This window comes from Streptomyces sp. PL-29 (assembly GCF_058344425.1).
Genome location: NZ_CP136996.1, coordinates 4,841,389 through 4,854,659, shown reverse-complemented (window position 1 = coordinate 4,854,659; position 13,271 = coordinate 4,841,389). Strand labels below are relative to the sequence as shown.

Here is a 13,271-nt window from a genome sequence, read left to right as displayed (position 1 = left end):
TTCGGCGGGCCGTTTCGGTTGTTCGGGTCGGTGGCGGGCGCGCTGATGGCCCGGCTGTCGCGTCGGGTGGGCGCCGGGTTCCACGGCTCCGGTCGGGGTGATACTGCTCGCAGGGACGGGAACGTGCTGGTCAGCCGGGATTTGGGAGAGCTTCGAGCCGCGCCAGCGCGTCGGTGATCACGTCGGTCCAGGGCCAGTGGCGTGCGAACCTCAGGTGCCGGCGGCGGGCGGTCGTGACAATCTGGGCGGCGGCGGAGAGAAGGCGGAACCGGAGACGGCGGGGCTCCCACCTGCGGATTTCGCCGGTCAGAGCGAGCATCGGCATCCAGGCCAGCAGGTCCAGGGCGAGCTGGACGATCTCCAGCCAGATCTGGTTCTGCGCGGTGTCGTGCAGGGGCAGGTTGCGCAGGCCGGTGGCCCGCGCGGCCCGGATGCGGTCCTCGGCCCGTGCCCGCTGGCGGTGCCGCAGCTCCAGTGCCGCGATCGGCATGTCGGTGGTGTTGGTGGCGAAGCAGGTCAGCCGCAGTCCGTCGGCGTCGGTAATCCGCAACTGGGCGCCGGGATGGGGCCGTTCCTTCCGCACGATCAGCCGCATTCCCTTCGGCCAGCCCTTGAGGCAGCCGCCGGTGATCTCGGCGACCCACGCCCCGTCCCGGATCTCGCCGCCGGGCTCGATCGCTGCCGTCCAGGCCGGGGCGGGAACCTTGAGGACGGCCTGGTGAATCTGCTCAGTGATGGTCATGCCGACCGAGTACGACAGCCACCGGCCGCGCTGGGCGAGCCAGGCGACGAACTCGTGGGTGCCGCCGCCGGAGTCGGTACGGATCAGCGTCCGGCGTCCGCGCCGGTACTTCTTCGGTAGTTGCGCCAAGCCGAGTTGGGCCGTGGTGATGTGGTCGGCGGCGGTGTTGCTGCCTGCGTTGCCCGGTCTGAGCAGGCCGGCGACCGGCTCACCGCTCCCGCCGCTTCCGTGATCCACGAAGCCCATCAGGGGGTGGTGTCCGAAGGTCTTCTTCCAGGTCGCGGTGGCGTCCTGCTTCTCAGAGTGGGCCAGCACGAGCACCCCGTCCAGGTCCACGATCACCTGCCCCGCGGCATCCGGCGCCGCAGCGCTGGCCAGCTTCCAGACGCGCTCACGCGCTTCGGCCCGAGCGGCCCTTATAGCGGACAGGGCCTTCGGCCCAGCTGCGGCGAGGGCGTCGACGAGCCGGGAGACCGTCGGGTCGGAGGCCACCGGCCCGAACACGCCGGGCTCGGCCCGCAGCGTCCCAACATCCGCGAGGCAGTCCCCGCCCATCGCGACCGCGAGGGCCACGTCCAGCAGGATCTTCCCCGGATCGTGCACCGCCCGGGGCCGCCGCCACGGCGCAAGCGCCGCCGATATCGCCTGGTCCAGCCCGGCCTTGCGGACCGTCTCGACCAGCAGCACGGCCCCGGCCTGGGACACCACCCCACGGCCACCGCCCTCGACGCGGACGCGTGGATAGGACCCGATACGCTTCTTCGCCTGGGAAGTGCCTCCGACGGTGGCAGGAACAAGGACCTCGACAATCCTCATTCTTGCTGGTCAGAGGCACTTCTCGCTTACCTGGCCACCCGTCGGACAGCCCGCTTCATGAAAGCGCGAGGCTAACCACCCCTTTGCACACACGCACCCCCTGACCTGCTCTTTTGCCACGACACGTCTACGAGAACACGCCTGCCCGGCGCTCGAGACCGACTCGCGCGGGACATACGCGGGACGCGAGGGCCGCGTGGACCGCTCGGTTTGCCGCGAGGAGTGTGACGGATCCTCAGTTGCATTCGTCCAGGAACGCGTCGACGCGCCTGTTGGCGAGGGCCTGGCGGCCGTGGAGACACCTCACGTACCGGGTCATGAGCACCTCGATGCTGTTGCCCGCCCGTTCGTCGGTCTGGAGCGCCGCCCCTTCGCAGTCAACCACGAGGGCTGGACGCGGTCCGTGTCCTTCGCGACGGAGCGCTATCGCCGGTCCGCCGGTGCCGTCGGGCGGGCCTCCTCCAGAGGCTCGCCGATCCTCACGAGCACCTCACGGGACAGCGTCTGGAACTCCTTGAAGCAGGTCTTCACGTACTGCTGAGTGCTGCCCAGAGCGCCGTCGGCCGGCCTCAGGTCGAACATGGGCTTGCGAGCGTCGTGTGCCAGAGGCATGAGGCTCCGGTAGTTCCGCATGGTCGCGATGCGGTGCAAGTCGTCCTCACGGGTGGGTTCCACCTCGTTGAGGACTGCCGAGGAGTAGACCCACGGAATGCGCTTGAGCCACCGTTCGTACGCCTTGACGGGCCGGTCGAGGCGCATCTCCGGCTGCATGATGACGTACCCGAGGGGACGCATCTCGGCCTGGGGCGCGGAGATGTTCGCGGGCACCCTGGGCAGGACGAGCTGCTGCCAGTCGGCGCGCCACTGGCGCAGCGTCGGCCCCAGGTTGCTGAGGCCCTTGAGCGAGAACAGGTCGGCGGCCAGCGGCATCAGCACCGTGTCGGCCGAGATCAGGGCGGCGCGGTTGATGGCCCCCAGGTTGGGGCCGACGTCGATGAGTACGACGTCCGCCCCGACGGCCCGAGTGGCCTGCTCGATGATCCGATGGAACGACGTGGACGTACGGATCGCCGCGATGTCACCTGCGTAGGCGCGGGACCATTCGTTGGACAGCTTGTCCTCGAAGCGGCTGAGGTCGAGGCTCCCCGGCAGCAGCCAGAGCCCCGGCTGGAGCTCGACGGGCTCGACGGCCGCAATGTCACCGGTGCCTTCGAGGATGGGACGGACAGCGTCGGCGATGGTCTGTCCGCTGCGCACCCGCCCGGTACCGGGGAGTCCCGCCTTCGCCGCACCCTGGTTGATGAGTTCGGAGGGGTTCTCCCACAGGTCCTCGATCTCGGTCTCGTCCAGGCACATGGAGGTCAGGTTGGCCTGAGGGTCCAGATCGACGGCCAGCACGCTCAGACCGAGGCGACGGATCATGTGGGCCAGATGGTAGGTGAGGGTGGTCTTTCCCACGCCTCCCTTGTTGTTGAACAGCGCGATCGACGTCATGCGGCTCTCCTGATCACGACGACCCACGACGAATCGTCCACCTGGAACTCGGCGGGCGGATTCCCGTTGCCCTCCAGCGCCCTTCTCACCCGGCCGATACCGCGGCCGAATCGGTTCACGTATCCGAGGCCCTTCAGCGCGGCGGCCAGGGACGGATTGCGGTAGTCGGTGACACGGTCGAAGTTGTCATCCCGGACCTGGCCAAAGGGGCCACCGGGGTTGGTGATCTCGATCCGGTCGTCGAACCAGACGATGCGGGTCGGCGCATACGACGTCTCATAGTTCCGGTGCATGAGGGCGTTCATGCAGAGCTCACGCAGCGCCTCCAGCGGATAGTCCGGACGCGGGGTCTCCCGGAATCCGTCCTCCACGAGCCGGGTGCGGAGGTTGCTGCGCAGGAGTGGTTCCAGGCGCGCCGAGAGCCCCACCAGGTTCTGCCGGAGCTCCTGCTCGTCGGCGATCGGGGCGTCCAGGTCGGTGCCCTGGTAGCGGACGAACTGGACGTAAGCCCCGGGTACCTGGCTGGTCGGATCCAGTCCGACGGCCAGGACGCCGAGCGTGGTCGGCGTGCCGGCCGGGGTGGCGAGGTGGAGCGAGGAGAGCTGAAGGTCGATGGGACGGCCGTTCTCCTCGATGACGTCCGGGGCGACCATCGACGGCAGGTACGACTGCCGGAACACGTCCAGATCCAGGTCGTCGACGCGGGCCAGTTCCAGCGGGCGCGTGTCGAAGGGAAGGTCCCTGGCCCGACGGCGCTCCGTGAGGACCCGCTCGTCCTCCCGGTTGGCCTTCCGTGTGGTGGGGCCGGGGCGGACCCAGATGACACCGTCAAACCGTACCGGCGGGGTCGCGGACGCGGCCACGTGGAGCCGGACGACGGGCTTGCCCCGGTAGACGGCCCGCTCGACCGTGAGGGACGGGCGGTCGAGGATGAGGCCGGAGTCCCGGATCTCGGTGAGTTGGAGCAGCGCCCGGTCGCTCACGTCGACGTCGTCGACGGGCAGGCCGTTGTCGTCCACGCCGACCAGGATGTCTCCCCCGCCACGACCACACAGGTCGTTGGCCATGGCACACACCGCGTTGCCGATGGCGTCGCCCCGCTTCCCCTCGCGCTTGGGGCTGCGCTTGAACTCCAGCCATGCGGATTCCCGGGTCCCCAGGATCTCGGCCAGGTCCGCCTCTTCGTCGCTCACGGGCCCATTCTGCCGTGCGGATTCACTCTCCGACCGCCCACGCACGGGCCCGCCTCTCAGCCGCTCGCCGGGGCTGTGCGCCCCAGGACCGCGCGAGGGCCGTCGACCGGCATCCGCCGTCGACGGCCCTCTGTCCCTCAGGCAGTACCGGGATCGAAGATCTCGTGTCCGCCCACGCGGCGCCAGATGATGTGAGGCTCACCCGCGCGGACCTCGTCCGCGTACTGCCAGGTGGCACGCCCATCAGGCGCCCAGGTCATCTCCATGACGGGACGCGCGCCTGCGGGGAGCGGAACCCCCTGAACCGGCTTGACCCGGAGGCCGGGCCGAAACCGCCCGCTGGTCACATCCGGCACGAACTTGTCCCGAATGGTCGCCTGGAACCGCGCCCGCTCCTCCGGAAGGAGCTTCCTGAAGTCGCGGTCGAAGCGAGCGGTCGTCTCGAAAGTCGGCAATGGGCCTCCCAGGGGTCGGGGTCAGTTCTCCTTGCCGAGGTGCGCGAACATCTCGTCCACGTCCTCGTGACGGGTCGTGCGTCCGGCCGCGATGTCCTCGCTCGCCTCGCGCTCCCCCGCCTGCCACCGCTCCGTCCAGAACCACGCCTGATCGGTGCGGATCTTCCGTAGCCCGTGAACCTCGACGACACCCGCGTCGTTGATCGCGAACTCAAGCTCGTCACCCGGGGAGACTCCCAGCGCCTCGCGCACCCCTGCGGGCAACGTCAGCTGCCCCTTGTCGCGCACGCTGGCATGGAACGTGGTCGCGGCCATGAGTGACCTCCCTCTCTCCATCCCATGTCTTCTTCGCCCCCCCAGACTACCCAGAACCCGAAGAAAGTGCGAGTCTCCGACTTTCCGAGATTCTCACATTCTGCCATCAGCGGGTCGGCGGTGCTTCCAGATGCCGTAGAGCCGAAGGACATCCAGCTGCCACCGTGCATGGAGTTCGTCCTGCCCCGAGGGTGTCTCCCGGCCGAGCGAATAGGCCACGTGTCGGTACAGCGGGTGGAGATCCCCCTCGTTGGTCGTGACCAAGGCGGAGAGGAGCGGTTCGTCCGCCGGCGTGTCCGCGTCGGCGAGGACAAGCACCTGCCCCTGATCGTCCGGGTGGAGGTGAGGAAGTTCCACGTTCAGCCGGTGCCGGATCGCGGACCACGTCAGCACGGCCCGGTCCCGCGCGGTGTCTTCCAGAAGGGAGCGAACAACAGCAGCGAGTTCTGACAGCTTGGCCCCGGCCGACTGGGGCGCCTCCTCCGTCTCCGGAGCGGAAGTGATCGGAACGCTGCCGGACGGCACGGCGAGCAGCTCGGCAAGTCGTCCCTCGCAGGCGCCGTACGCGTCCTGGAGGTCCTGCGGGAGCTTGCCGTGGTGCTTCCTCTTGAGCTCTTGCGCACCAGCCAGGCCGTCACGAAGGGCATCGATGTCAGCGAGCCCCTGCCGCCGCGCGAGGTCATCGAGCAGCCTGCGGAGGTTCGCCTGAATGTTCTCGTTCTCGCGCTCCCGTACCCACTCGCTCATGTCGCGCAGGTGGGGACGGTACTGGCTCTGTGCCTCAGGGGGGAGCTTGGTGCCGTACAGCTTGCCAGACGCGCTTGGCCTCGGCGAGGTCGCCGACCTGCCGCGCATGGTCGAATCGCCAGCGCAGTCCGGTAAGCGTTCCGATGGCCGCGGTCACGGAGGTGTCGAGGGGGCGCTCAGCCGGAGCGGGCGCCGATGCGGCAGACGGTTCGGGGGCGGGAGCAGGGGCCGTGGCCGCAGCGGGCGGCATGGGGGTCACACCACCCGACCCGCGGGCGCCAGATGCGTACGCGTCACGAATACGGTCCGCCTCCAGCCGCCGGGTTTGATGAGCCTCGCTCTGGAGACCCGGCACCGGACGTCCATGGCGCTGAAGGAGCTGGGGGAAGTACGGCAGCGGCTCGCCGTCGTCCGTCACGACGAGGGCCGCGTACATGAGGTCATGCCTCCTGAGGGGCTCATCCACACGGAACAAGAGGGTGGTGCGCCGCTCGTCCGACAGGGTGCCGAAGTCGAATCCTGTGTTGCCCGAGAGCTCGCGCCACGTGATGTCGTCGGCTCCCTTCCTCGCTCGCGCCTTGAGGTGTTCGCGTACGGCGAGCACGAGTTGGAGGGTCGGAAGACCGGTCGGCGAAGTCAGCCTGGCCGCGGCGGCTTGTGGCCGGCCCTGCGGTTGCCTGGGTTGCGGTATGGGCTGGAGCCGTGGAGTCGCCGGGGAGGCAGGCGGCGTCGGCGGGGCCGCGACAGGGCTGTCCCCGAAAGTCTCGTAGGCGCGCCGCCGTTCCATCTCGTTGATGTGGCGAACCTGGTTCCCCGGGAGGCCCGGTGCCCAGCCCAGCTCGGTGAGGACGGCGGCGAAGAAGGACGGGACCTCGCCGCTCTCCGTCCTGAGGAGCGAGGACAGTACCGGTTTGTCCTGAGCGCGCGGGAAGTCAAGCGCTGTGAGAAGCCTGCGTTGGTGCTCCGAGGTGAACTGCTGGGGTGTCGCCCTTGCGCTCCCGACGAGCTTGGACCATGTGATCCGGCCACGTGCGCGGGCGGTCCGCTCCAGGGTCCTCCGGAAGGAGGCCACGATCTCGCGGTCGTCGAGCCGTGGACTCGGGGGTGCGGGCAGCTGCTCGACGGGGAGGGGCGTGGCTACCGCGGGTACCGGCTGGGGTGGTTTCAGTCCGTTCCAGGCCGCCGCCTCCCGGGCGTCGAGGCGTCGCGTCTTGGAGGCGGCGAGAAGCCATGCGGGCGTGTCTGCCGTCGTGCCGTCGACGGGGGTCAGGGTCACCCGCTCCCGAAGGAGGTACACCCTCGACGGGTTGGGGGGGCGTCGAGGCGTGAGGAAGGACGATGCGGGCCCGTATCACGTCCGAGCCGAGAGGCTGGATGTCCGCGTCGTAGACGCTGCCCGGTGCCCCCGTCGGCGACTGCACGTCGGCCCTCGGCGCGGCCCCTGTGAACGCCACCGTATCGTCGGCAAGCGCGAAGGAGAGCCGGGGCGTAGGGGTGGTGGCCGCTTCGGCCGACCCGCGCGGCACGATGCCCTGAGGGGCGGACACCAAACCCGGGGTAACGACCCCCTGAGGAGTCAGGGAGCACTCCTCCAGCGTGGTCCATTCGATGGTGTTGCCAGGCAGCTGGATCCCGATGCGCACCTCACGCGTGACGCCTACCGTCCGGCACTCGGCGCGGATCGCGTAGCCATGGGATTCCACCCGGTCGAAGGCCAGCATGCTGTCCGGCCCGAAGAGCCACTCAACGTGGTCGGCGCCCCGGGCGAGGTCCTCCGCCTCCTGTCGCCACGGGTGCAGACCCAGCCGGGCCATCTGCACCCGTATGAGCTGCCGCCCGCCGGACAGCCGGAAGTCCACCGTGCCGCCCGGTCTGTCCCCGACCGTGCGGTACGACGCCTTGGCCTGCCGGTGGTTCTGCCGGGCGAGCCACCGGGTCAGGGCTTGGCCGATGTAGAGGTGGTCGGCGCTGGACTCGCCGTTCGCGGTGCGACGGCAGTGGACGGGTGGGCGGTGGGCGAAGTGGCACTTCTTCTCGGTGTAGCGCTTGGCGGCGAGCTTCTTGCCGCAGCCGCCGAGAAGTGTGCCGCAGTAGAAGTCGTCGCGGGAGCGGCCCCGCATGAAGAGGTCGAACTCGTCGTAGTCGTACGGGAGGAAGACAGGGTCGTCGGATCCCGCCCCGCCGATGACGGCGGTCTGGACCTTGCGGGTGTCTTCCTCGTCGGCGAACGGCGTCATGGCACGGCTCCAGGGCGGGTGGTGGGTGGGTACGGCCAGCTGATCCTGGTGCGGGGCTGGAGCGACGGTCTGCAAGCCGGCTGAGGAGGCTCAGCAGAGGGGCCGCCGGCCCGACGGGAACCCACGTGGCTGGCGGTCGGCGCTCGCTCAGCCCTCCTCGTCGCGTTCCTTCGCGTCCCCGCGGCGGCGACGCGCTCGCTCGGCGATCCCGCTGCTGATCTTGTCTTTCACCGAACCTGCCCGGTCCAGGGTCTCGTTGCCGAGACTTCTGACCACATCGGCGCCCTTCACTCCCGTCTCCAGCGCCTTGTCCCTCACCTCCACCGCCGCGACCGCCCATCGTCTCGTCTCCGACGACTGGCGACCGGACTCGATCCCGAGCCGCCCGTGGAAGTCGTGGACACCGGCCACCACCTGGTTGCTCGACCGGACCACGGCCGGGGACTTGGTCGGGTGCAGCAGCACCTTCGCGTTGGCCTCGTCGGCGGCCGCATTCATCCGGGCCACCAGCCGCTCGGTGCTCCGCGAGATGAGATCCAGCCGGTTCCTTCGGGCGATCCGGATGCCGCTGCGATGCCGGTCCAGCTCCTCCGGAGCCGCGTCCAGCACCCGATCGAGTTCGAGCACGGCTATCGCGTCCTGGAGCTGGAAGCAACGGGCCAGGACGGCCAGCCACTGCCGGGCCTTGGACTCGGCGTCCTCTGCCGCCGCGGCGAGTTCACCGATCTTGGCCTTGCGCTCCATCCTCTCCGCGAGCGCGTCGAGCCGGCGGAGCGCGTATACCTGGGTCGTGGCGATCGTCTCCGATGTGGCCTGCACCTTCGACCACGTGATGTCGGAGACCCGGCCCACCTCGTCCCGGATGGTCATGGCCTCCTCGATCACGAGTTCCGCGCCGATAATCTTCGACAGCGCGTCGTCCTCCTGGGCGCGGAGCACGTCGTCGAGCTTCTCGTCGATCGCGGCGAGGTAGTCGGTGATCTCGTCCATGGCCTGCTGCATCGCAAGCTGCGCCATGACCGCCGCTACGTTCGACAACTGCGCCGGGTTGCCCCGGAGGGGTCCGGGCTCCTTCGCGAACTCGACGAACCCCTTGCTCTGCCCCTTGGGCCCTTTCAGCACACCTGTGCTGAGACCCGTCTTGGCACTCTTCCTGAGCCCAAGCTGGTCGATACGCCGCGCGGAGTCCTTGCTCAGCTTCACCCAGCGGCCTGAGTGGGCAGCGATGTCGGAACCTGCCTGCGCGACTCCGGCCGCGTTGCCGAGGGCGGATCGGAACCGTCGCGGCCGCAGGGCCTGCGACGGCAGCCCTTCTGAGATGAGGAAGCGTTCGACCGTCGCTTGATTGCCGATGACCGCCAGGCCATCGCCGTCCCTGATCAGCTGGATCTCGTCATCCATGGTCACTCCTTTCGGGTCGCGGCCCGGACCGGGGTGCTCTCCGGGGTCCGGGCCGCGTAGGCGTAGGCGCGTTGGTGCGCGTCAGGCTGGGTGGCGGGCGCCGTGGTCCGGGGGCGGGGTGAGGCGGCGGCCCGGCCCGAGATGGTCAGCAAACGAAACGCGGACACCGCCTGCCGGGCCTGGTCGGCGTGGGCACGGGCATCGGCGTACTCGAAGGAGCCGTACTGGGCGAACGGGCCGATGTCGAGCAGCTCACGGAAACGGGACCGGATCCCGGCCACGTCGTCGCGGCGCTCGCCGCCCGCAGTTCCAGTCGCCTCCGCAAGTTGCGGTCCTCGGCCATCTCCTCCCGCACGAGAGCGAGGAGGCCGTCCCGTGACAGGCCGGTCAGCCAAGCATCGAGGCCGTGGGGCCGGTCCCGGGCCGCCTTCCGCCTGCGAGACAGGTCGGCCTCCTGAACGATCACCGTCAGATCGAGGGCGACCAGATGCTTGCAGAAGTTGCCCTCCTGGCCGTACGGGCAATCGCACGTCCCCGCCGGCTTTCCGCGCCCGCCCGGGAGCAGCTCCATCGCGTACCGCTCCGTGCCGCGTACCGATGCCCTGATCCAGCCGTCACCGAACTCGACCCCAGACACCTCGTCGACATAACCACGTCCACGCTCGAACGAACGCTCCCCGGCCAGCGCCCTCAGCTTCGCTTCCGTAAGACCGCCCACGACTCTCCGCGCTCCGCTCCGGCTCGGATTCGCCTCCAACGGCCCTCACACTAACGGCTGGCAGGGCGAACAATCTCAGGGATCAGCACGGCGTCCCCTCCGCGAACCGTTGCCGTCTTCAGCAACCACGCGCCTCCGCGTCCCGCTCCCCGCGCCGCCCGGCCGACGGGCCGACGGGCCGACGGGCCGACGGGCCGACGGGCCGACGGGCCGACGGGCCGATCCTCGTGCGAGGCCGTCAACGACCGATGCTCTGCGGTGCCTCACGCCCCGCCTGTACGGTCGTTGATCACCCCGGCTCCCCGGGCCTTCCCCGAGAGGTGCCGCATGACCACGCCCGCCACCGTGAACCTGACGAAGGCCGCCCCCACCGTCTCCCTGGCCAAGCACGGCGTGACCTCCGGACTGATCAAAGTGAACCTCAACTGGACCTCGCCGCAGGCCGCCGCTCGGCAGGCGGCCGGCGAGGCGCGCGGTCTGTTCGGCCGGATACGGGCCTCGCTGCGCTCGGCCTCCGCCTCGGCCAGGACGGTGGACCTCGACCTCGGCTGCATGATCCGCTGCACCGACGGCTCCAAGACCGTCGTGCAGGCGCTGGGCAACGCCTTCGGTGCGGTGGACCGCTTCCCGTACGTCGCCCTCGACGCGGACGACCGGACCGGGGCACGGGAGACGGGGGAGAACCTCGTCATCAACCTGGACCACCAGGCTGAGTTCCAGAAGCTCCTGCTCTTCGTCTACATCTACGAAGGCTCCGGCGACTTCCGCGGCCTCGACGCCGCGGTGACCTTGACCTCCGACCGCGGCGACCGCTTCCGGGTGGTCCTGGACGCATGCCCGCCGCAGGCGAACGCCTGCGCCATCGCCCTCATCAAGCGCCAGAAAGGCGAACTCGTCATCGAACGCGAGGTGCGCTGGTTCACTCCGGCGGACGGTCCCGGCGTCCAGGACAAGATCTCCCGCGCCTACCGGCTCGGCATGAAGTGGACCCCCGGACGGAAGTAACCCCGGCCGCGATTCCTCGGCCTCTGGGAGGCGGGGCCGACGGTGTCCGCAGCCGGAGCGTGGCCGATGCGGTCGCCCGCCGCAGACCGGAGGACCGGCTGCCAGAAGCGCACTGCGGCGCGAGGTCCCCGACGTCGGAGTGCCGGAGAGGGGCGGACCTCATGGTGAGGTCCGCCCCGGTGTGCCCGGCCGGGCGGGGGTGCGATGGGGTGACGCGAGAGGGGGCGGGGGTGGGTCAGAAGGTGAGGGACCAGGCGTCGATCTTTCCGGTGTCCCACCAGGCGTTGTCATGGACCCGGAGGTTCCAGATGCCGTTGGCGGGGGACGCCGAGGTGTCGACGGTGTACGTGGCGCGCAGGTCGTCGTTGCTGCCGCCGACGCCGTAGTCCTTGAGCAGGTGGACCCTGCCGTCCGGCGCGAGGAGTTCGACCCGGAGGTCTCCGATGTAGGTGTGCTTGATGTCCACGTCCACCTTCAGCGCGGACGGGGCGTTGCCCGAGCGCCCCTTGACACCGATCGGCGATTCCGAGGTGGCGTGGTCGTTGATCGCGTAGTCGGTGGTGTTCTCGTAGCGGTCGCCACCGGGCGGCGGCGGCTCGTCGCCCCCGCCTGCCACGCGCAGCAGGCGGTTGGGGCTGCCGCTGCCGGGGTCGCCGACGACTCCCCCGGTGGCCGCCGAGGTGAGGGCGGCGGAGACCTGCGCCGGTGTGGCCGACGGGTTGCCCGCGAGGTAGACGGCGGAGGCGCCCGCGACGTGCGGGGCGGCCATCGACGTGCCCGAGATGGTCTGGCGGTCGGTGTCGCTGCCGTTCCAGGCCGAGGTGATGGAGTAGCCGGGCGCGAACAGGTCGAGGATGCTTCCGTAGTTGGAGAAGTACGCCCTGTCGTCGCCGCTCGTGGTCGCTCCGACGGTCAGCGCCTGGGAGACGCGGGCGGGCGAGGATCCGGAGGCGTCCTCGTCCTCGTTGCCGGCCGCGACGGCATAGGTGATGCCGGAGGCGATGGAGTTGCGAACGGCGTTGTCCAGGGTGGTGTTGGCCCCGCCGCCGAGGCTCATGTTGGCGACGGCCGGCTTGACGGCGTTCCGCGTCACCCAGTCGATGCCCGCGACGACCCCGGAGATGGTGCCGGAGCCTTCGTCGTCGAGGACCCGGACCGCCACGACCTTCGCCTTCTTGGCAACGCCGTAGGACGACCCCGCGACGGTACCCGCGACGTGGGTGCCGTGGCCGTGGCCGTCGGCGGCGGTGTTGTCGTCGTCGACGGCGTCGTAGCCGTAGGAGGCGCGACCGCCGAAGTCCTGGTGGGTGATGCGGACACCGGTGTCGATGATGTATGCGGTGACGCCCTCGCCGGCGGAGTCCGGGTAGCGGTACGTCTGGTCCAGTGGCAGCTTCTCCTGGTCGATCCGGTCCAGGCCCCAGGAGGGCGGGGACGGCTGGGTTCCGTTGATCCTGACCACCTGGTCCTGGACGACCGATTCGACCGCCGGATCCGCGGCGAGTCGCCTGGCCCGCGCCTCGGACAGTTCGACCGCGTAGCCGTTGAGGGCCGCGGTGTACGTTCGCGTGACCTTGGCGCCGTACCGCTCGGCGAGAGCTCTGCCGGAGGCTCCGTCGGAGTCGGCGAGGGCGGGGCGGAGTGTGACGAGGTAGCTGCCGGGGACGGCGGCGGCGCCGGTGGTGTGCGGGACGGCGCCGGTGCCGCCGGTTCCCGCCGCTGCTGCGGCTGGGGCGGCGAGGGAGCAGGCGCCCAGGGCGGAGGCCAGGAGCAGTCCGGCCAGGCTGGTTCTGCGTCGTCGCGTGCGTAACGCGGACATGGGGGGTCTCCTTGTGAGAGGTGGGGTGTCGTGGAGTTCCACAGACTTGGCAGGCCCATGACAATTCCGCATGTGCAGGAGCTGTGCGGAAGTTGTGCGCTCCTCGGGCTGCGGGCAGAACAGTGACCCATCTCCCTCCAATGCACAAGTGCCGTTGGGTGGTTGAAAAGCGCACGGCCGAGCCGGGCAACGCCCACCTGCGAGGCCCCGGGCCCGATCGGTTGCCTTCGCCGATGCGCGCGGGTCCGTCGGTGCGGCTGCACCGGCGCCGTGGAGCCGGGCGCGGAGCCGGTCACGAGTCGATAAAGCGTCGGGAGGCCGGCGTTCGG

The 13,271-nt window shown here is 69.9% G+C and carries 12 protein-coding genes and 1 pseudogene; 1 reads left to right on the top strand and 12 read right to left on the bottom strand.

Translation table 11 applies throughout. The features are described 5' to 3' along the window. Window positions 1-130 precede the first annotated feature (130 nt). The 11 genes and pseudogenes from R4Z63_RS22530 to R4Z63_RS22480 all read right to left on the bottom strand — a co-directional run. Window positions 131-1,558: an IS1380 family transposase gene (locus R4Z63_RS22530; protein WP_384445477.1), complete on the bottom strand. Its 1,428-nt coding sequence runs from the start codon at window positions 1,556-1,558 to the stop codon at window positions 131-133. A 235-nt stretch (window positions 1,559-1,793) separates the two neighbouring features. After that, window positions 1,794-1,943 carry a hypothetical protein gene (locus R4Z63_RS22525; protein ID WP_384445475.1) on the bottom strand — a complete coding sequence of 50 codons (150 nt, stop codon included), beginning with the start codon at window positions 1,941-1,943 and terminating at the stop codon, window positions 1,794-1,796. Window positions 1,944-1,981: 38 nt separating this feature from the next. Beyond that, window positions 1,982-3,052, bottom strand: coding sequence for a ParA family protein (locus R4Z63_RS22520; RefSeq protein WP_384445473.1), 1,071 nt, complete (start codon window positions 3,050-3,052; stop codon window positions 1,982-1,984). Further along, window positions 3,049-4,245 carry an ATP-binding protein gene (locus R4Z63_RS22515; protein ID WP_384445471.1) on the bottom strand — a complete coding sequence of 399 codons (1,197 nt, stop codon included), beginning with the start codon at window positions 4,243-4,245 and terminating at the stop codon, window positions 3,049-3,051. The genes R4Z63_RS22520 and R4Z63_RS22515 overlap by 4 nt, the downstream gene beginning before the upstream one ends. 137 nt (window positions 4,246-4,382) lie before the next feature. Next, window positions 4,383-4,505: a hypothetical protein gene (locus tag R4Z63_RS22510; protein ID WP_384445469.1), complete on the bottom strand. Its 123-nt coding sequence runs from the start codon at window positions 4,503-4,505 to the stop codon at window positions 4,383-4,385. A 216-nt stretch (window positions 4,506-4,721) separates the two neighbouring features. Further along, window positions 4,722-5,015, bottom strand: a complete 294-nt coding sequence (locus R4Z63_RS22505; protein ID WP_128984616.1) for an AbrB/MazE/SpoVT family DNA-binding domain-containing protein — start codon at window positions 5,013-5,015, stop codon at window positions 4,722-4,724. Between the two features lie 93 nt (window positions 5,016-5,108). After that, the gene (locus tag R4Z63_RS22500; RefSeq protein ID WP_384445467.1) at window positions 5,109-5,762 is read right to left on the bottom strand and encodes a hypothetical protein; all 654 of its coding nucleotides are present in this window, start codon (window positions 5,760-5,762) and stop codon (window positions 5,109-5,111) included. 34 nt (window positions 5,763-5,796) lie between these two features. After that, window positions 5,797-6,366 (bottom strand): hypothetical protein, encoded by a 570-nt coding sequence (locus R4Z63_RS22495; RefSeq protein ID WP_384445465.1) that lies wholly within the window; start codon window positions 6,364-6,366, stop codon window positions 5,797-5,799. A 328-nt stretch (window positions 6,367-6,694) separates the two neighbouring features. Next, window positions 6,695-7,999: a competence protein CoiA family protein gene (locus R4Z63_RS22490; RefSeq protein WP_384445463.1), complete on the bottom strand. Its 1,305-nt coding sequence runs from the start codon at window positions 7,997-7,999 to the stop codon at window positions 6,695-6,697. 147 nt (window positions 8,000-8,146) lie between these two features. Then, a complete protein-coding gene (locus tag R4Z63_RS22485) occupies window positions 8,147-9,400 on the bottom strand; it encodes a hypothetical protein (protein ID WP_384445461.1) in 1,254 nt (417 codons plus the stop codon). Window positions 9,401-9,525: 125 nt separating this feature from the next. After that, window positions 9,526-10,118 (bottom strand): annotated as a pseudogene (locus R4Z63_RS22480) (SWIM zinc finger family protein); the annotation flags it as partial. Between the two features lie 327 nt (window positions 10,119-10,445). Here R4Z63_RS22480 and R4Z63_RS22475 point away from each other — a divergent pair. Beyond that, on the top strand, window positions 10,446-11,123 hold the full coding sequence (locus R4Z63_RS22475; protein WP_384445459.1) for a hypothetical protein: 678 nt from the start codon (window positions 10,446-10,448) through the stop codon (window positions 11,121-11,123). Window positions 11,124-11,358: 235 nt separating this feature from the next. Here the strand turns inward: R4Z63_RS22475 and R4Z63_RS22470 are convergent, their stop codons facing one another. After that, window positions 11,359-12,942, bottom strand: coding sequence for a S8 family peptidase (locus tag R4Z63_RS22470; RefSeq protein WP_384445457.1), 1,584 nt, complete (start codon window positions 12,940-12,942; stop codon window positions 11,359-11,361). Window positions 12,943-13,271: the final 329 nt, after the last annotated feature.